An 18,984-nucleotide genomic window follows, 5' to 3' on the forward strand; every position below is an offset into this window, starting at 1 on the left:
CTTATTTTCCCGGTACAGGTGGAACGGAGGCGGCCGGTGCCGCTGTCGTAGCGGCAGCCGGACCGCGCTGCACCGGCTGGATCACCATGGTGCCGCGACCGGCACCCGGCTTGCTCTCGCCCGTCACGCTATTCTTCACGGCAAACTGTTCTTTGCGGCTATCGTAGGAAATGAACTCGCCATCGACTTCATCGCTCAGGCGACCCGCTTCCAGACGGCGGATTTTTGCCTTGGCGAACAGTTTCACCAGATCGGTCTTGTCACTGTATTCGATGCGCTCGGCTTCGCCTTCCACCCACTGGTCACCGGCACCGTCGCGCTTCTGGCGGAAGGTGGCCGGCGTACCCGGGGTGCTGGTCAGCACCACCAGATTGTAGCCTTCAGGATCGGTGGTCACCACCGCCTTGGGCGACTTCATCTGCAGCGTGCCACGGGTCAGTACCACATTGCCCAGCAGGGTCTTGATCTGTTTCACATCATCGATCTGCAGATCGTCGTAATCGATCTTGGTCGGCTTGGACGCATCGGCTTTTTCCGCCTGTGCCATACCCAGCCCGAGACAGCACAAGGCCACTGCCAGCATCAGTTTTTTCATCATCTCATTCCTTTCGTTGGCGCACGCGTTCACTGCGCTGCACGCGGTGGCAACAGCAGTTGCCCACGACCACCCAGCTGCACTTCACGCGTGGCATTGTTTGCTTTCATGCCCAGGCCGGTCGCACTGGACTGTCCCAGCTGCAATGCCACTGCAGCGGCGGTTTCCATTCTTTCCTCGTCCGGATACACGGTCAACGTCGGCGTCGTCAGGTGCAGCACGGGAGCCTGCGCGGTAGCGGGACGCAGTACGTCCACCTTACCGGACAGCTGCACCCGCGTATTGCCCTGATCGATCAAAGCGGATTGCGCATGCATCTGCATGGGCGGCTGTTCGCCGGACAGGCTGTGCACAAACGGCTTTTCGATATCCGAGGCATCATCCACGGGACGGTGGGTGAGCTTGTCACCGGAAATGATATAAGCCGGTTTGCCCGCCTGATTCATCCGCACCAGACTGAAGCGGTCGATGATGTAGTCGGGTTCGTTACGATACGGGTCGCCCTGCTCGTCCTGCCCCGCCTGATTCACCACCTGCACCAGCCAGAAGCTGCCGACAGCGACAAACACGCCGACCAACATGATCAGCGTCAGTTGCCAGCGGTGGGCGGTCCGTTTATGCATGCTGGCGCTCCATTAGACCAGAAACTGCGCCATCACGCGCTCGTAGCTGCCTTGTGCCTGCATCAGCAGTTCGCACACTTCGCGCACGGCACCACGCCCGCCATGGGCCTGCGTCACATGGTGCGCGCGGCTGATCACTTCGGCACGGCCATTCGGCACAGCCACGGCCAGCCCGACGCGACTCAGAATCGGCAGATCGACCACATCGTCACCGATGAAGCCTACCTGCTCGGCCGTCAGTCCCGTCTTGTCCAGCAGCGCATGGAAGGGCGTGAGCTTGTCATGGCCGCCCTGATGCAGATGGCTGATACCCAGATCGGCCGCGCGGCGGATCACCTGCTGCGAAGTACGCGCGCTGATGATGGCGGTCTGTACGCCCGCTTCCTGCAGCAGCTTGATGCCCAGACCATCCTGCACATTAAAGGTTTTCAGGGCTTCGCCATCGGCGCCGTAATGCAGGCTGCCATCGGTCAGCACGCCATCGACGTCAAAGATCATCAGTTTGATGCGGGCGGCCCGTTCGATTACGCTAGCCGTCATCAGATCACCTTGGCGCGGGTCAGGTCATGGATGTGCAGCGCACCGACCAGCTTGCCGTCGGCGTCCGTCACCAGCATCTGGTTGATGCGGAATTCTTCCATCACGGCCACGGCATCGACTGCCATTTTTTCCGGCGCGATCGTGCGCGGGTTGGCGTGCATCACGTCGCCGATCACCACTTTGCTGAAGTCCTGCACTTTTTCGATCATGCGGCGCAGGTCGCCGTCGGTGAATACGCCCACCGGACGGTTATCGGCATCGACGATAGCCGTCATACCCATGCCCTTCTGGGTGATTTCCAGCAGCGCGTCCGTGAGTTTCACATCGGCCAGCACTTTCGGCACGGCGTCGCCACTGCGCATCACATCGCGCACGTGGGTCAGCAGACGGCGGCCCAGCGCGCCACCGGGGTGGGAGCGGGCAAAGTCTTCTTCCTTGAAGCCGCGCAGATCCAGCAGGGCCACAGCGATTGCGTCGCCCAGCGCCAGCGTGACAGTGGTGGAGGTGGTCGGCGCCAGATTCATCGGGCAGGCTTCCTTGGCCACGGCCACGTTCAGGTGTACGTCGGCGATCTCGGCCAGACTGGAGCCCGGCTTGCCCGTCATGGCAATAATCTTGGTGCCCATACGTTTTACGACAGGCAGGATGGTCATCAGTTCCGAGCTTTCGCCGGAATAGGAAATGGCGATCAGCACATCGCCGGCAGTGACCATGCCGAGGTCGCCGTGGGCCGCTTCGGCCGGATGCACGAACAGCGCCGGCGTGCCGGTGGAAGCCAGCGTGGCAGCGATCTTGCGGCCGATGTGGCCGGATTTGCCTATGCCCGACACCACCACCCGCCCTTTGCAATTCAACAACAGGGCGATGGCCTGCACGACGCTATCGTCGGCAGCCAGACGGTCATTCAAAGCAGCGATGGCATCCGCCTCGTTCTGCAGGGTGGCACGGGCAAGGCGCAGGGCGTGCGCGGCCTGATTTGCGTCAAAAGCTTTCAGCATTGTTTTTTCATGGGTTACACTCACACCCAAGTATAGCCGAATTAGGAAAGCAAAAAACTTGCCAGATTAAACATAAGGTGAAACATTAAGGGTTACGAGCAACCCTGACCGGTACCAAATCGAGTAGAAATGAGCTGACATGACGTTTACGCCGCTGGAAATCACCCTGTTATTGCTTGGAAGCGCAGTCCTCGGCGTAGTCGCCTTCCGTATGTTACAGCTACCGCCCATGCTCGGCTATCTGGCCGTGGGCATCCTGATCGGCCCCCACGCGCTGGGGCTGGCAGAAGAAAGCGAAGTCACCCATGCACTGGCCGAATTCGGCGTGGTGTTCCTGATGTTCTCCATCGGGCTGGAATTCTCCCTGCCCAAACTGATGGCCATGCGCAGCATCGTGTTCGGTCTGGGCATGGCGCAGGTGGGCCTGACCATCATCGCCACCATGCTGTTCGGCTGGACCATTAGCACCCAGCTACCGCCCGACATCCACATCGGCTGGCAGACCGCGTTTGCACTCGGTGGCGCACTGGCCATGTCGTCCACCGCCATCGTCTCGAAAATGCTGACCGAGCGGCTGGAACTGGAAAGCGAACATGGCCGCCGCATCATCGGCATTCTGCTGTTTCAGGATCTGGCCGTGGTGCCGCTGCTGATTCTGATTCCCTCGCTGGGCCAGCGTCCCGACGCGCTGGTGGAAACGCTGGGCTGGGCCGGACTCAAAGCCGTGCTGGTACTGGCGCTGCTGCTGTTTGTCGGCCAGAAGATTGTGCGCACCTGGTTCACCATCGTGGTCAAACGCCGCTCGCAGGAACTGTTCATGCTGAACCTGCTGCTGATTACGCTAGGCGCCGCATGGATCACCGAGAAAGCCGGCCTGTCGATGGCGCTGGGGGCTTTCGTGGCCGGCATGCTGATCTCGGAAACCGAATACAAGCATCAGGTGGAAGAGGACATCAAACCGTTCCGCGACGTGCTGCTGGGACTGTTCTTCATCACCATCGGCATGCTGCTCAACGTACAGATGGTGCTGCAGCACTGGTGGCTGGTACTGGTGCTGCTGTGCGGCCCCGTGCTGCTCAAGTTCGCCCTGATCGCCGGACTGGCCAAGCTGTTCGGCTCGTCCGACGGCATCTCCATGCGCATCGGTCTGGGGCTGGCACAGGCCGGCGAATTCGGTTTCGTACTGCTGAATCTGGCCGGTGGCAGCAAGCTGATCGATCCGTTCATCATTCAAGTAGTACTGGCCTCGATGGTGCTGTCGATGCTGCTGGCGCCCTTCATCATCGCCAAATCCGACCAGATCGTCCTGAAGTTCTCCAACAACGAATGGATGATGCAATCGCTGGCGCTGACCAAGATCGCTAGCCGCACCATGTCCACCAACAAGCACGTACTCGTGTGCGGTTTCGGCCGTAGCGGCCAGAGTCTGGCCACTCTGCTGGCAGAAGAAAACATCGACTACCATGCGCTCGATCTTGATCCGGAGCGGGTACAGGAAGCCCAGACGGCGGGCCGCCACGTGTCCTACGGCGACGCGGCGCGGCGCGAAAGTCTGGTGGCGGCCGGTATCTACCGTGCCAGCGCCGTAGTGATTACCTATGCCAGCACGCCGTCTGCCCTCAAGGTCCTGCATCTGGTGCATGAACTGGCGCCGACCCTGCCCGTCATCGTGCGCTCGCATGACGACACGGATCTGGACCGGCTGAAGCAGGCCGGTGCGGCCGAAGTGGTACCGGAACTGATGGAAGGCAGCCTGATGCTGGCCTCGCACGCGCTGGTAATGCTGGGCGTGCCCCTGCGCCGCGTGGTGCACCGCGTACAGATGGCGCGTGATGCGCGCTACGCTTCGCTGCGCGGCTATTTCCACGGCGCCAGCGACAGCAGCGACGAAGCGGAACTGGAACGGCTGCACTCTGTCACGCTGAGCAGCAGCGCCAGCAGCGTCGGCCAGACACTGGGCAGTATCAATCTGGAACACAGCGGCGCCGCCGTCAGCAGCGTGCGACGCGGCAAAGCCCAGCTGGAAGTGGCGACCGAACTGGCGCTGGAAGCGGGAGACGTAGTGATCCTGCGCGGCACGGCCAGCGCCGTGCACAAGGCAGAACAGAAACTGCTGCGCTAGCCTACGCTGCGCAGTTCGGCGGCGCTATCAGCATCGGCATCGCGGCTGACAACGCGGTTGCGGCCGTTTTCCTTGGCCACATACAGGCGCGCGTCGGCCTGCGCCACCCAGGTGCGGGCGACGACGGCGGGATCGCCTTCCGCTTCGCCCGGTGCCAGACAGGCCACACCGATCGACACCGTGACGGACAGCTGCAATTCCTGCGACAGCACGATCATGCTGCCGGCCACGCTGGCGCGGATACGTTCGGCCACAAAAGCGGCGCTATCGAGATCGGCATCGATCAGCAGCACAACGAATTCTTCGCCACCGAAACGGGCCAGCGCATCCGAGCTGCGCAATTCATTCTTGATACGGCGCGACACTTCGCGCAGCACATCGTCGCCGCCGCCATGGCCCACCGTATCGTTGACCCGCTTGAAGTGGTCGATATCGATGTACATGAAGGAAATCGGATACTGCTGGCGGCGGGCACGGGCAATTTCTTCCAGCAGGCGGCGATCGATGTAACGGCGGTTGTAGACACCGGTCAGTGAATCCGTCAGGCCGATGTACTTGAGCATCTCGTTACTGATCACGTTTTCCAGACAGATGGCGATGATGGATGCCATGTGCTCGATGAAATCCGTGCCCAGACTAGGGGTAAAGCGGGTGGGATCGCAACTGCCCAGATTGAGCGAGCCGATAATCCGTTTGTTACGTAACAGTGGCACCAGCGCAACACTTTGCAGACCGGCGGGTGGCTTGGGGAAAGAAATAGCGTGGCGGCGCGGGTCGTACATGCCCAGCTGCGGCCGTGGCGCGGCGGCCTGCGCATTGCGCGGCGCCAGTTCCAGCCCCATGGCATCGACCGCCTCGACGAAGATCAGACCGGGGAAATCCTCGAACACCACATCGAGCTTGAGCATGACTTCGCGAATATCGGCATCTTCATCGACCAGCGTTAAAGTTACGCAATCGAGTTCCGATATCACCGGTAAGACGCGGAAGATAATGCCTATCAATTCAGGGAAATTAGCAGCGCCGACGATTTCCAGATCGAACGCCTGATGGCGCGTCATGATCGAGTGGTTACGCTCGGCCTGTTCAAGCAGATAGGCCATACGCGCGCGCAGCGCCTGGTTCTCGGCCACCAGCTCGGCCGCCGTCGCGGCAGACGTACTGTTAGGCCGTAACTTGCCGGATGCCGTATGCGTCATAGTTGCCCTTACTCACCTGATTTCTTGCCAACTGCCACATTACGCCAAGTTTTGCCGCTTGTAAATTCAAGGGGTCAGATCTGTCATTCGGACATGCGTGATGCTCGTTTGATTTACCTCTGCATGCGGTCACGGCGATCGCTCTAGAACGCCAGCGTGACTTCGATCTCCTGCCCCACGCTGAGCACCTGCCCTGCCCCTTCCACGACCAGACAATTCATGCCGAAGCACAGTGCGCCATCGAGCTCCGGCTTGGCGCGGTAACTCTGCATGATGTCGAGCGGATCCGGACCGACCACACCAGTGTCCTGATCCACCGATGGCATGGGGCAGCGCGGACAGGGCTTGACGGGTTTGAGCACCACCTCGCCTAGCGCAAAGCTGTCGGTATAGTCTTCATCAAAGGCTTCGATGCCATCGACCACGACATTAGGACGGAAGCGGTTCATGGGCAGGACGGCGCGCCCCGCACGCTGCAGGCGCTGATTGAGGTCATCCAGCGAGGCAGTACTGGTCAACAGCACCGGATACCCGTCGGAGAATAGCGTGGTGGCAGCAATGCCGCCGCTCCACGTCTGGCTCACGGCGCGTTCGGCCTGCGGGTGGAATCGCGCCAGCCGGCACGGCACACCCAGTACGCTGCTGAACCAGTTGGCCGCCTGTGAGCCGGCATCACTCGCCAGTACCTGATCGTCCCAGACCTGCACGGTCAGCGTCGCACCATCCGCGCTACGGGCCAGCGGCAACTGCAAGGGCGGCATATCCGGCGCGCCGAGCAGCAGAGAGTCGCCGGCCAGTTGCGGCCGGATCAGCGCCATGCGCGGATATTCGCGCTGGGTCAGGCACACCCCGGACGGATCGACCACCGCCCATTCACGATCGCCGATACCGGCATGCTGCAAACCCTGCACCGTCAGCGTGGCCTGCTGCAAGGACAGGCCACCGCAAGACTTCACCGGATACAGGATCAAGGACGACAGGGTGGCCATGCGCGTCCTTACTCTGCGCTAGCGGCAGCTTTAGGTGGGCGCGGTTTGCGTGGTGCCGGCTTGCGGGCAGGCTTGGCAGCTGCCGCCTTGGCCTCGCTCCCCTCGCCCACCGGCGCCGCAGCGGCAGACTTGGCGGCTGGCGCCGGCGCAGTGGTCACGCTGGCCGGAGCTGAAGCTGTCGCCGGAGCCACTGCCTGCTTTTCTGCTGCAGCGGCCTTGGCGGCCGGCTTAGCCTTGTGACGCGGCCCTTTCTTGGCTGCGGCAGCAGGCTGCGATGCGGCGGCATTGGATGCCGCGCCTGCACTCGCGCCTTCCGGCTTCACTGCAGGCGCAGCCTCCGCCTGCGCAACTACCGCTTGCGGCTGCGCGACAACCACTGCCTCGGCGCGGGATTCCTGCACCGCTTCCGGCTTGGCCTCCCCTTGCTGCCCTGACTTCTGCTTGTTAGCCGCTTTGACCTTGCGTGCAGGTGGCTTGGTACCATTTTTCTTCTTCGCCTGTGCCGCCAGCTGAGCTACTCCATTAACCTCGGCCACCACGCCCTGCGCCGCCTCAGTGACAGGCGCGGCCACGACTGGTGCAGCCGCCACCTCAACCGCCGCCTGCGTCACTGCAGGCTGGTCGGCAGCATCCCCCGCAGTGCCTTGCTCGACACCGGCGGAGTCACCACTGGCGGCAGTCTGACCTGCACGGGCCAGACGTTCCGCCTGACGGATCGCGAAGCGCTCGGCGGCGGTACGGCCACGGTTGCGGCTACGGCGCGATTCGGGCTTGCTGCCATCGGCTTCGGCTGGCGGCGCTGCATCGGCCGCTACTGCCTCGCCCACCGCGGCTGCCGGCATAGGCACGCCACTACCGCGATAGACATAGGCGCCGGATTTTTCATCGCGGCCGAATTCCAGCAGGCCACGCGCCTTGCATTCCTCGATCAGATTGCCGAAGGTGCGGAAGCCATAATAGGACTCGCTGAAATCGGGCTTGCGTCGCTTGATAGCTTCCTTCAGCACAGACGCCCAGATCTTGCCGCTATCGCCACGTTCCAGCACCAGTGCTTCAAACGTGTCGATGGCAATCTCCACCGCCTGATTGCGGCGCTTATCCATTTCCTCCCGGCGTGCGCGTTCTTCTTCCGGCGTACGTTTGACGGCCTGACGGTTCTCGCTGGCATCGCGTTTGGCGCGGCGGCTCTCGCGCACCAGATCATCGTAGAAAATGAACTCGTCGCAGTTCGCCACCAGCAGATCGGAAGTCGATTGCTTGACGCCCACGCCGATCACTTTCTTGGCATTTTCGCGCAGCTTGGAAACCAGCGGCGAGAAGTCCGAGTCGCCCGAAATGATGACGAAGGTATCCACATGCGATTTGGTGTAGCACAGGTCGAGCGCATCGACCACCATGCGGATGTCGGCCGAGTTCTTGCCGGACAGGCGCACATGGGGAATTTCGATCAGCTCGAAATTGGCTTCGTGCATAGGCGCTTTGAAACCCTTGTAGCGGTCCCAGTCGCAATAGGCTTTCTTGACCACGATGCTACCTTTGAGCAGCAGACGCTCCAGCACGGGCTTGATATCGAATTTGTCGTAGTTGGCGTCACGCACACCGAGTGCGACGTTTTCGAAGTCGCAAAACAGCGCCATGCTGACGTTTTCGTTGGAAGAAGCCATGAAGATTTTTTTCTAGTGATGGGTGAAGCAGATGACGAGGACAGCCCCTGCGGACCGGCGCTTGATCGGAGCAAGGCTCCGCTTATCCGGCGATTATACCCAACAAAGCTGCCGCAAGGCTTAACGGCACAGCTTGCGCTGGGCCTCGCTGGCGCCCGACAGGCGCGGCAGGATGTGCTTGCAGGTGTCAAATTCCTGCTGCCACTGACGGTCATTGAGCAAGGCCGCACTCTGCTGATTGAGAAAGGCCAGCAACTGCGGCTGGTTAGGTGCCATGAAAAAAGCCCGTTCGAACACCGTACGGGGACGCTCGGACAGATACAGCCAGCTATCCAGATCGGGATACTGCTGGCGCATGCGCGGCATCGAACTCGCCTGCAGAAACGCCACCGCGACGCGCCGCTGCTGCAGCTTGAGCAGATTGCGCGCCTCGCTATCGGCTTCGTCCTTGCTGACTAGTCCCGCGGCCAGCAACGCATCGAAATCCTTGTAGGAGAATCCTTCCACCGTGCCGATGCGCTGACCATGTAACGAGGCATCGTCCTGATATTCGAACGGTGCGCTACGCAGCGATGCCACCATATTCGCATCGACCATATAGTAGCGGCTCCAGCTCTGGCGCCGCCCTTCGCTACCAAACCAGCGCGGATTGGCCCATGCCACCACGCCCTGCCACTGGGGCTGGCTCAGCATCAGCTGCAGACGGCGGCGGGGTAACTGGGTAGCGATGAACTGGTAACGTCCGGCCGAACGCTGGGTCAGCCATTCGGCCATTTTTTCACTGAGATTACCGGGCATGCCAACTGCGAAGGTCGGCCCCGGATAGTAGACGTACAGAGGAATGGTCTGGACAGCCAGTGCCAGCTGCCATGGCAGGCATAGCGCCAGACCGACCAGCCAGCTCCGGATGGATACCTTTGTCATGCTGGCAATACTACCACGCTCTTTCGCCAGCGGCGCACGGGCGTGCGCCGCTGCAACACTGTGCCCGTTTAGGCGGCCGCGTCCAGTGCGCGGCCGGAACGGCGGGCCAGTTTCAGCCGGGGCTGGGCGGTGCCATGCACCGGCACTTTCGTACCCAGCTGGAACACCTGCACGGAATCCGACAGGAACGTCGCACGCTCCTCCAGCGACATCACAGCGGCGGCAATTTCTTCCACCATGGCAGCATTTTCCTGCGTGCTAGCATCGACCTCGCGTACCGAAGCGGCCATTTCATTAATCTGCTGCGCCTGCTTATTGGAGTCCTGGGTAATCTGGTCCATGATGACATTCACCCGCTGCACCGACTGCACGATGTCGCTCATGGTGCTGCCGGCCGCATTCACGAAGCGCGCACCTTCATCGACGTCGCCGATGGACGTGCGGATCAGATCGCCGATTTCTTTGGCAGCACTGCTACTACGCTGGGCCAGATTACGGACTTCCGATGCCACCACGGCAAAACCACGGCCCTGCTCACCGGCACGGGCCGCTTCTACGGCAGCATTCAGCGCCAGAATATTGGTCTGGAAAGCAATGCCTTCGATCACCTGCGTGATCTCGCCGATCTTGCGCGAGGACTGGGTGATTTTTTCCATCATGGCCACGGCATTCGACACGGTCTGCTCGCCGCTGCTGGCCACCTTGAAGGCCGATAGCGCCAGCTCATCGGCCATCTTGGCGTTGGTCAGATTGTGCGCCACAGCCTGATCCAGTGCATCCATATTCGACGACGCTTCCTGCACCGTACCGGCGATACGGGCACCGCGCTGGGCCAGATCGTTATTGCCGGCCGCAATTTCCGATGCGGCCAGACTGATGGACTCGGCCGACACCCGCACCCCGGCCACGATCTGGTGCAGCTTGCCGACACTACCACGCACCATATTGATGGCGGCCGTCACTTCATCTTTGCCACTGGCGGCTGTGCTATCGCTCAGATCACCATTACCCATGCGCTCGACGCGGCGGGTGATGGCGTTCAGGCCACTCAGGCTGGCCAGATAGAAGCTCACCAGCGCATAGGCCGCTACCGACAGCGCCAGAATCACACCGGCCAGCATGGTGTTACGCATCATGCGCAGACGCATGACACGCCCGTCCAGCGCCGCATCCAGCCCTTCCAGTACTTGATTGGTCAACTGGATATTCGCATTGATGGCCTTGGTGCCGTCACCGTAGATCTTGAAAGGGACTGCGCTAACGGAAGTCACTATCGTATCGCTGATCTGTTTCAGATAGGCATCCGCAGCAGCCAGCGGCGCCTGATCAACCTTGACCAGTGCAGCCGGATTAGCCTTACCAGCACGCACCAGTTCGTCTCGTACATCGTCGATTTCGCTACGCAGCAGCGCCAGGTAGCCGGCTATCCTTACCAGCGTCGCCTGCGCCTGGTCAGGCTTGGCCGCCACATAGGTCACCAGTCCGCGCAATGGGGCAAGTTGTTCGGTAATCAAAGGCATTCTGTCCGTGCCAGACAGCATCAGGTAATACGAGTCCTCATCCGGATCGAGTGCCAGTTGCGAGCCGTCGGAAATCCGTCGACGCATGGCGGTCAGGGCGCGGTTGAGCGGCGCGTACTTGGCCGTGATCTGCGCGGTTTCCGTATAGGTGCCTGCCAGTGCCTGCCCCCACAAGCCCTCGGCTTCCTTCAGCAGCGGCAGCAACTGGAAGGGGTCATCACCCTCCAGATCTTTCTGCATGCTGGCAAACTGAGCCCGTACCTGCTCGGCGGCCGCCTGCATTTCGGCAGGATTTTCCGTGTCCAGCAGTTTCAGCAGTGCCTGCCCGCGGTGCTGCAAGCTGGTATTCATCAGCACATTCACCTGACGGTGATAACGTACGCCTGTCTTTTCCTTGAGAGCGAAATCGATATCCTGATTAGCATTGCTCACATATAGGAACAGCAGCATCAGCAGCGGCACCAGCAACGCAACAACGATCAGGGAAAATTTGGTAGGCATGCGCAACTGACGCATCAGGCGCTTACCGGGAGCAAAAAAAGTAGCCAGCATTGCGAGACATTCTACGAACAGGTAAAGGTGCAGGATGGGGCACCATGGACAATTGCACAAGCTTTTGGCTGTACAACCGGAAAACCGCAATGAGGCGGAATGCAACCACCAGTTCGGGGCGGGGAAGGTCAGCCCTGCATCGATACGCGTTACAGGGCCCTGGAACAGTCGCTCTTCAAATAATACCTAAGTGCTTTCGGGAAATATATACAATCGATTGGTGCAATTAAAAAAATAGCGGAATATCTTCTTAAAACAAATTATTCTGTCGTTTTTTGATATAAATCAGCTTTTAAGATTGCTGTACGGGCAATAAAAAACCCCGCTACAGCGGGGTTTCAGAACGATGCAAAAGTCGGAATTTGACTTACACGTTGAACAGGAAATTCAGCACATCGCCGTCTTTTACCACGTATTCCTTGCCTTCAGCACGCATCTTGCCGGCTTCCTTGGCGCCGCCCTCACCCTTGAACTGGATGAAATCGTCAAAAGCGATAGTCTGGGCACGAATGAAGCCCCGCTCGAAGTCGGTGTGGATCACACCTGCAGCTTGAGGTGCGGTATCACCGATATGGATGGTCCAGGCACGCACTTCTTTCACACCGGCGGTGAAATAAGTCTGCAGGCCCAGCAGTTTGTAGGCAGCACGGATCAGACGGTCCAGACCCGGTTCTTCCATACCTAGATCGGCCAGGAAGGCAGCTTTGTCGGCATCTTCCAGATCGGCAATTTCCGCTTCGATGGCAGCGCAGATGGCCACGATAGGCGCGTTCTGGCTAGCGGCGTAGGCGCTCAGCTGGTCCAGCAGCGGGTTGTTGCTAAAGCCGCTTTCCGACACGTTGGCCACATACATGGCCGGCTTGGCGGTAATCAGGCACAGCGGCTTAATCAGCAGCATTTCGTCGGCATCCAGACCCAGCGCGCGCACTGGCTTGGCGTCGTTCAGATGCGGCATCAGGCGTTCCAGCAGAGCGACCAGCTTGGCTGCATCCTTGTCGCCAGAGCGCGCTTTCTTGTTCTCGCGGTGCAGAGCTTTTTCTACCGTCCCCAGATCGGCCAGCGCCAGTTCCGTCTGGATCACTTCGATATCGTCCAGCGGGCTGACTTTACCGGCCACGTGAATCACGTTGTCGTCTTCGAAGCAGCGCACCACGTTGACGATGGCGTCGGTTTCGCGGATGTGCGACAGGAACTGGTTACCCAGACCTTCGCCCTGCGATGCACCGGCTACCAGACCGGCGATGTCGACGAATTCCACGATGGCATTGACCATGCGCTCCGGCTTGACGATCTCGGCCAGCGCCGCCATACGGGGATCCGGCACTTCCACCACGCCCACGTTAGGTTCGATGGTGCAGAAGGGATAGTTTTCAGCCGGAATGCCAGCCTTGGTCAGTGCATTGAAGAGAGTGGACTTACCGACGTTGGGCAGACCCACGATGCCGCATTTGAGACTCATGAATAATCCTTAAAGTTCAACGAGTTAGGCGGATACGTGCGGCGCTAGGCCGGCACCATACCGGGTTGCGATTAACCACCACCATCACTACGCAATGAGGACAAAAGCCACCGACCGGCCGTGCAATCAGGCTGGTTTCAGTGCATTTTGCCGAAAAAAGAGCTCTATTGTACCTCTCCGGACAGGCCTTCTCCAAAATCATCCTGCCCGAACTGAAGCGTGCCCATCACGCAAACAGGCATGCGGCCTCGGCAATTGTCAGAAGCGGAATCGCCAATTGTTAAATAATTCTTTGAGGCAACTCAAACTGTTGTTTTTCCAAAATTTATTTATGCTAATTGCGTGATCTTAAAACAAGCAAAATTAGGCTTATGTTACGATTTTTAGGCGTCCTCAGCGATGCCGGCCGGTGACCGATCCCGCACCAGTAATGGGCCACAAGAGCTCTAGAACATATATACCGCTTACATGGAGAGATGTGAAAATGAAGAAAAACCTGGTTAAAAGCGTCGCCGCTGCTGCCGTTGCAGCTGCTATGGCTGTGCCTGCATCCGCAGCAAATATCATTCTGATCGACAGCACCAATAGCTTCGCCACCGCACCACATGGCGCCGAAGCACTGTTCGCCTTCCAGAAAGCCGCTAACTACTGGAACAAGACGCTGACCAACAATGTAGATATCCGTATCGACATTAAATTTGCAGCACTGGGCGCTGGCATTCTGGGCAGCACCGGCAGCAACTCGAATGTCGCCTCGGTAGCCGATGTTTACGCCGGCCTGCACGCCACTGGCAATAGCGCACTGGATCAGATCGCTTTAGCGCACCTGCCTACGCTGGCCAATGGCACCGATCTCGCCATGCGCGTCAATGCTTACGCCAACGCTGCAACGCAAAGCGGTATTAATATCACCGCAGGCAGCCGTATTTCGAACGGCAGCAATGGCATTAACCAGTATCTGGACGTCAACACCGCCGTGCTGAAAGCCATGGGCATGGCCACGGACTACTCGAGCCCTAGCTACGCTGCACGCCAGACCGATGCCAGCATCACCTTCAGCTCCAACTTCGGCTTTGACTTCAACCCTACCGACGGCATCTCGGCTGGCAAATATGACTTCACCGCAGTCGCTGTACACGAACTGGGCCACGCTCTCGGCTTCGTCAGCGGCGTTGACAGCTTCGACCTGCTGGGCGGTAAAGGTCCGTATGCCGCAGCCTTCAATAGTGGCGCCTTCGGCACCACCAATATCGATAACTTCGCCATCGGCAGCACGCTGGACCTGTTCCGCTACGGCGCAGGCGTCGATGCAGGTGGCCGTTATCTGCAGTGGGGCGCTGCCAAGACTGCCTTCTTCTCGATCGACGGCGGCGCCAGTGTCTTCAATCTGCCAGACGTGAACCAGGAAGCCGCATTCTTCTCGACCGGCAGCTACAACGGCGATGGCCAGCAAGCTTCGCACTGGGCCGACAACCGTGCCGTACTGGACCTGAGCGGTGGCTGCTATCTGAGCACCCGTCAGATCGGCGTGATGGACCCGACCATTGCTGCCTGCGCCGGCGGTAGCGTCACCCAGAACGACCTGGCAGCCTTCGATGCCATGGGCTGGAACCTGAACCAGAACATTCTGGCCAATCCAACCTACGCTAAATCGACCGCTGAAATCTACGCCATGGACGGTCTGGCCCAAGCAGTACCTGAGCCAGAAACCTATGCCATGCTGCTGGCAGGTCTGGGCATCACCGGCTTCGCTGCACGTCGTCGCAAAGCTAAACAAGCCTAATCCGGCGCTAGCTCGCTAGCACCGCACAGGGGCGGACCACCGGCAACGGGGTCCGCCCCTGTTGCATCCGCCCTTGAACTGCTAGACTTTCCCGGCTAGCTCATTTTGCCGAGGAAACTGTATGACCATCGTCCGCCGTCCCCGCTCTGCCCTCACCGCCACCCTGCTCGCGACCGCGCTATTCAGTACCGGCGCCAGCCTGCCCGCCAGCGCGGCAGCACGCGCCAAACATAGCGAAAGTGCCAAAGCCAGCAACGCCCAGCAGCAACTGGCGCGCATCGCCGCCGACTTCCACCGCGCGCGCTGCCGCTTCGACCCGCTGCTGTTCGCTACCGCCAACGGCGACAGCCGCTATGACGACCAGCTAGGGCTGGCCATCTCGCCCAAAGTGCGCGCTCAGCAGTTCAATCTGTACCGCGCCATGCAGAAGCAGTTGATGGCACTCAAGCGCAATCAGCTCAACCCGCAGGATCAGCTGACCTTCGAGCTGTTGACCTACGAACTGAATAACGCCATGCAGCTGGAATCCTTCCCCGAACACCTGCTGCCGCTCAACCATTTCGATAACGTTCCTAGCACACTGGCTAACTACGCCGATGGCAACGGTTCGCAACCACTCAATACCGTGGCGCAGCAGCGCGCCTATCTGAGCCGTCTGAACCAGTTGCCGGCGTGGATAGATCAGGCGATAGCGAATATGCGCGCCGGCATCCGTAGCGGCGTGGTGCAGCCGGCCGCCATCACCCAGGCACTGCTGCCGCAAATGCGTGCGCTACGCGCCAGCAGCACAGAAGCCAGCATCTACTACAGCCCCGCCAAACGCCTGCCTGCCAGCTTCAGTGCCGCCGAGCAGAAACAGCTGGCAGCCGCCTACCGCAATGCAGTGGAGAAAGGCATAGCACCGGCACTCAACCGCCTCGTACAGTTCCTCGAATCGGAATACCTGCCAGCCAGCCGCGCTAGCACCGGCTGGAGCGCCCTGCCGAACGGCGCCGCATGGTATGCCGCCCGCATCAAAGACAGCACCAACCTGCCCCTGCAGGCGGAGGCCATCCATGCGCTGGGTCTGAAAGAAGTAGCGCGCATCCAGCAGCAGATGGCCGAAGTGGCGCCCAAACTGGGCTACACCGGACCGGCTAATCTACTGTCGCAATGGGTAGCGACGCAGGATCAGTACCGCACCTTCAGCACGGAAGAACAGGTACTCGACGGCTATCGCAGCATCTACGCACAGGTGCAGGCAAAACTGCCGGCTTATTTCAGCCTGATTCCGAAAGCCCAGCTGGAACTGCATCTGGAACCGGAACTGACCCGCGCCACCGCATCCGACCACTACACCCCGCCAGCTGGCGACGGTTCCCATCCGGGCGTGTTCTGGCCCGTAGTGAACGATGCCAAGCAGTACAGCCGCGTCGGCATGGTCAGCCTACTGCTGCACGAAGGCGTGCCCGGTCACCACTTGCATGCGGCACTGCTGAAGGAACTCGATATCCCCGACTTCCGCAAGTTCAGCACGGAGAACCAGAACAGCGCAGCCTACACCGAGGGCTGGGCGCTGTATTCGGAAACGCTGGGACGCGAAATGGGTCTGTATGAAGATCCCGTCGCCTACTTCGGCCACCTGAATGCGGAAATGCTGCGCGCAGCGCGGCTCGTGGTCGACACCGGCATGCACGCCAAAGGCTGGAGCCGTGAACAGGCCATCGCCTATCTGGTGGAGACGCTGGGCTGGCCGGAAGCACGCGCCAAAAACCAGATCGAACGCTATATGGTCTGGCCGGCACAGGCGCTTAGCTACAAGATCGGCGCGCTGAAGATACAGGAACTGCGCAAGCGTGCGCAGGATGCGCTGGGCGACAAGTTCAGCTTCCCGCAATTCCACGCGGTGGTAATCGGCGACGGCACCCTGCCGCTGCCGATACTGGAAGCGCGCGTCAACCGCTGGATCGCGGCCACGCGCTAAGCGCTAATGAACTAGCCGCTGATTCCGGCGGCTAGGTTCAAGCTCACTGCATCACGTTCATGACCGCCAGCACCATCGCCTGTGCAGCGGTTTTGATCGATGGTTCCGGCACCGGTGCGTAATAAGGCGAATGATTGAACGCCAGCGGTTTGCCGCCCGGCTTTTCGGCTTCCGCCACGGCCGCCGCATCGTACACGCCAGTGAAGAAGAACATGCCGGGCACCCCCTGATTGACGAACTCGGAGAAGTCTTCACTAGCCGTCATGGCCGGACGACGCACCACATTGGCTGCACCGAAAGCCTGCTCGAACACGGGCGCGGTACGTGCCACCAGTGCCGCACTATTATCGATGGCAGCGCCACCAGCAATCAGCTCAACATCCGGTGCCGGTGCATCAGCCATGGCTGCCGATGCGTTAGCAATGCGGCGTACACCGGCCAGCAGCTTGGCCCGCACTTCGGGGCTATAGGAACGGATAGTGCCGCGCACACGTACGGAATCGGGAATGATATTCCCCACCGTGCCGCCGTTGATCGCGCCGATCGTCACCACACCGAATTCCTTGGGATCTTTTTCGCGGCTCACCACGGTCTGCACATCGACCACGAAACGGGCCGCAATGGTAACGGGATCGAGCGCCTTGTCCGGTGCCGAGCCATGGCCGCCACGGCCTTTGAAAGTGATTTCGATCGCGTCCGAATTGGACGAGACAGGGCCGCTGTTATAGCCGATAGTGCCATAGGCATGCGGCCAGCTATGCAGGGCAAACGCGTAATCGGGTTTGCCGAAGCGGCGGAACAGGCCATCATCGAGCATGGCTTTGGCACCGCTGACGATTTCTTCGGCCGGCTGGCCGATAAACATCAGCGTGCCCTTCCACTGCGATTTCATCGCTACCAGCGTGCGCGCGGCACCCAGCCATGCCGTCATGTGCACATCATGGCCGCAGCTGTGCGCCACCATGGTGTCTTTACCATCAAGCAGCGCATGGGCTTTACTGGAAAACGGGAAGCCGGATTTTTCTTCCATCGGCAGGCCGTCCATTTCGGTACGCACCAGCACCAGCGGGCCGGGGCCATTGCGGTACATGGCCACCACGCCCGTCTTGCCGACTTTTTCCGTTACTTCGAAACCGAGGCTACGCATTTCCGCCGCCAGCTTGGCAGCCGTGCGCTGCTCCTGAAACGCGATCTCCGGATGCGCATGCAGATCCTTGTAGATCACATCGAGCTTGGGATACATGGCATTGACCTGCGCCGCCACGGCAGCGGCATCGAGTGCAGGGGCGCTGTGCGCGCCAACGGTCAACAACAGAGCAGCGAGCGGCAGATATTTCATTGGTGGTTTCCTAGCTGGCGTGATCAAAATGCCAGCATACCACCGTCAACTCAGGCCGTATGCAACTTCATGGTGGCCGCTTCGAATTTGCCTTCGACGATCTGGTTCATCACCAGCAGCGATTTATCGATGGCCTGTTCGATCAGATCCTGCTCGTCGCGACGCGGACGGTGCAGTACAAAGTCTGCCACCGGCTGCTGCAGGCCCAGCGTGCGCGGATGGCCGATGCCTAGCCGCAGCCGCCAGTAGTCCTGCGTACCGAGTGCCGCCGTGATGTCTTTCAGACCATTGTGGCCACCGGCCGAACCGCCCTTTTTGAGCCGCGCGATGCCGGGCATCAGATCGAGTTCATCATGTACCACCAGCACCTGATCGGGTGTGATCTTGAAGAAGCGGCACAGCGCACCGACCGACTGGCCGGAACGGTTCATATAGGTCTGCGGCTCCAGCAGATACACTTCCTGACCGGCCACGCTGGTGCGCGCCATCAGCGCGTTGTAGCGCGTTTCGCGCTGCAATCGGGTGCCGGGCAGGCTGTTGGCCAGATTATCGACCAGCCAGAAGCCGGCATTGTGGCGGGTTTGTTCGTATTCGGCGCCGGGGTTGCCGAGACCAACGATGAGACGGATAGGCATAGAATTTTGCGCGGCAAAAATAGGGTCGGGCATAAAAAAACCCCCGCTGGCAGGCGCACCAGAGTGCGATCAGACCAGC

Annotated in this window: 14 protein-coding genes and 2 pseudogenes; 4 read left to right on the forward strand and 12 right to left on the reverse strand. The window is 60.3% G+C overall.

Annotation, left to right across the window (positions count from 1 at the left end; genetic code table 11):
• Position 1: 1 nt before the first annotated feature.
• Genes lptA through ABNT42_RS05505 form a run of 4 tightly spaced genes read right to left on the reverse strand, consistent with a single transcriptional unit; the run spans position 2 to position 2,756 of the window.
• Positions 2–595, reverse strand: a complete 594-nt coding sequence (gene lptA, locus ABNT42_RS05490; RefSeq protein WP_348695258.1) for a lipopolysaccharide transport periplasmic protein LptA — start codon at positions 593–595, stop codon at positions 2–4.
• A gap of 29 nt (positions 596–624) precedes the next feature.
• Complete coding sequence (lptC, locus tag ABNT42_RS05495) at positions 625–1,218, reverse strand: LPS export ABC transporter periplasmic protein LptC (protein ID WP_348695073.1); 594 nt, start codon at positions 1,216–1,218, stop codon at positions 625–627.
• 12 nt (positions 1,219–1,230) lie between these two features.
• Positions 1,231–1,758, reverse strand: a complete 528-nt coding sequence (locus ABNT42_RS05500; protein ID WP_348695076.1) for an HAD family hydrolase — start codon at positions 1,756–1,758, stop codon at positions 1,231–1,233.
• Positions 1,758–2,756 carry a KpsF/GutQ family sugar-phosphate isomerase gene (locus tag ABNT42_RS05505; protein ID WP_348695078.1) on the reverse strand — a complete coding sequence of 333 codons (999 nt, stop codon included), beginning with the start codon at positions 2,754–2,756 and terminating at the stop codon, positions 1,758–1,760. Before ABNT42_RS05505 ends, ABNT42_RS05500 begins: the two co-directional genes overlap by 1 nt.
• Positions 2,757–2,895: 139 nt before the next feature.
• Here ABNT42_RS05505 and ABNT42_RS05510 point away from each other — a divergent pair, with 139 nt between their 5' ends.
• Positions 2,896–4,878: a cation:proton antiporter gene (locus ABNT42_RS05510; RefSeq protein ID WP_348695081.1), complete on the forward strand. Its 1,983-nt coding sequence runs from the start codon at positions 2,896–2,898 to the stop codon at positions 4,876–4,878.
• Here the strand turns inward: ABNT42_RS05510 and ABNT42_RS05515 are convergent.
• From ABNT42_RS05515 to ychF, 6 genes are all read right to left on the reverse strand, one after another.
• Complete coding sequence (locus tag ABNT42_RS05515) at positions 4,875–6,077, reverse strand: DUF484 family protein (protein WP_348695083.1); 1,203 nt, start codon at positions 6,075–6,077, stop codon at positions 4,875–4,877. The genes ABNT42_RS05510 and ABNT42_RS05515 overlap by 4 nt on opposite strands.
• Before the next feature lie 143 nt (positions 6,078–6,220).
• On the reverse strand, positions 6,221–7,066 hold the full coding sequence (locus tag ABNT42_RS05520; RefSeq protein WP_348695086.1) for an MOSC N-terminal beta barrel domain-containing protein: 846 nt from the start codon (positions 7,064–7,066) through the stop codon (positions 6,221–6,223).
• Between the two features lie 8 nt (positions 7,067–7,074).
• Entirely contained in the window at positions 7,075–8,730 is a 1,656-nt protein-coding gene (locus ABNT42_RS05525; RefSeq protein ID WP_348695089.1) for an NYN domain-containing protein, read from the reverse strand.
• 120 nt (positions 8,731–8,850) lie between these two features.
• Entirely contained in the window at positions 8,851–9,654 is an 804-nt protein-coding gene (locus ABNT42_RS05530) for a transporter substrate-binding domain-containing protein (RefSeq protein ID WP_348695092.1), read from the reverse strand.
• Between the two features lie 68 nt (positions 9,655–9,722).
• Positions 9,723–11,726: a methyl-accepting chemotaxis protein gene (locus ABNT42_RS05535; protein ID WP_348695095.1), complete on the reverse strand. Its 2,004-nt coding sequence runs from the start codon at positions 11,724–11,726 to the stop codon at positions 9,723–9,725.
• A 367-nt stretch (positions 11,727–12,093) separates the two neighbouring features.
• Entirely contained in the window at positions 12,094–13,185 is a 1,092-nt protein-coding gene (gene ychF / locus ABNT42_RS05540; protein WP_348695098.1) for a redox-regulated ATPase YchF, read from the reverse strand.
• Between the two features lie 535 nt (positions 13,186–13,720).
• On the opposite strand from ychF, the pseudogene ABNT42_RS05545 reads away from it, so the two are divergent.
• The 3 genes and pseudogenes from ABNT42_RS05545 to ABNT42_RS05555 form a co-directional block, all read left to right on the forward strand.
• Positions 13,721–14,785, forward strand: a pseudogene (locus ABNT42_RS05545) (NF038122 family metalloprotease); the annotation flags it as partial.
• A 90-nt stretch (positions 14,786–14,875) separates the two neighbouring features.
• A pseudogene (locus ABNT42_RS05550) lies at positions 14,876–14,968 on the forward strand (PEP-CTERM sorting domain-containing protein); the annotation flags it as partial.
• A 121-nt stretch (positions 14,969–15,089) separates the two neighbouring features.
• On the forward strand, positions 15,090–16,931 hold the full coding sequence (locus ABNT42_RS05555) for a DUF885 domain-containing protein (RefSeq protein ID WP_348695101.1): 1,842 nt from the start codon (positions 15,090–15,092) through the stop codon (positions 16,929–16,931).
• Positions 16,932–16,974: 43 nt separating this feature from the next.
• Here ABNT42_RS05555 and ABNT42_RS05560 read toward each other — a convergent pair whose 3' ends face one another.
• Both ABNT42_RS05560 and pth read right to left on the reverse strand, forming a co-directional pair.
• Positions 16,975–18,270, reverse strand: coding sequence for an amidohydrolase (locus tag ABNT42_RS05560; RefSeq protein WP_348695103.1), 1,296 nt, complete (start codon positions 18,268–18,270; stop codon positions 16,975–16,977).
• A 50-nt stretch (positions 18,271–18,320) separates the two neighbouring features.
• Positions 18,321–18,905, reverse strand: coding sequence for an aminoacyl-tRNA hydrolase (gene pth / locus ABNT42_RS05565; protein ID WP_348695106.1), 585 nt, complete (start codon positions 18,903–18,905; stop codon positions 18,321–18,323).
• Positions 18,906–18,984 lie beyond the last annotated feature (79 nt).

Origin of the sequence: Duganella fentianensis (genome assembly GCF_964031615.1) — a bacterium.
GTDB classification, from domain to species: Bacteria; Pseudomonadota; Gammaproteobacteria; order Burkholderiales; family Burkholderiaceae_D; genus Rugamonas; species Rugamonas fentianensis_A.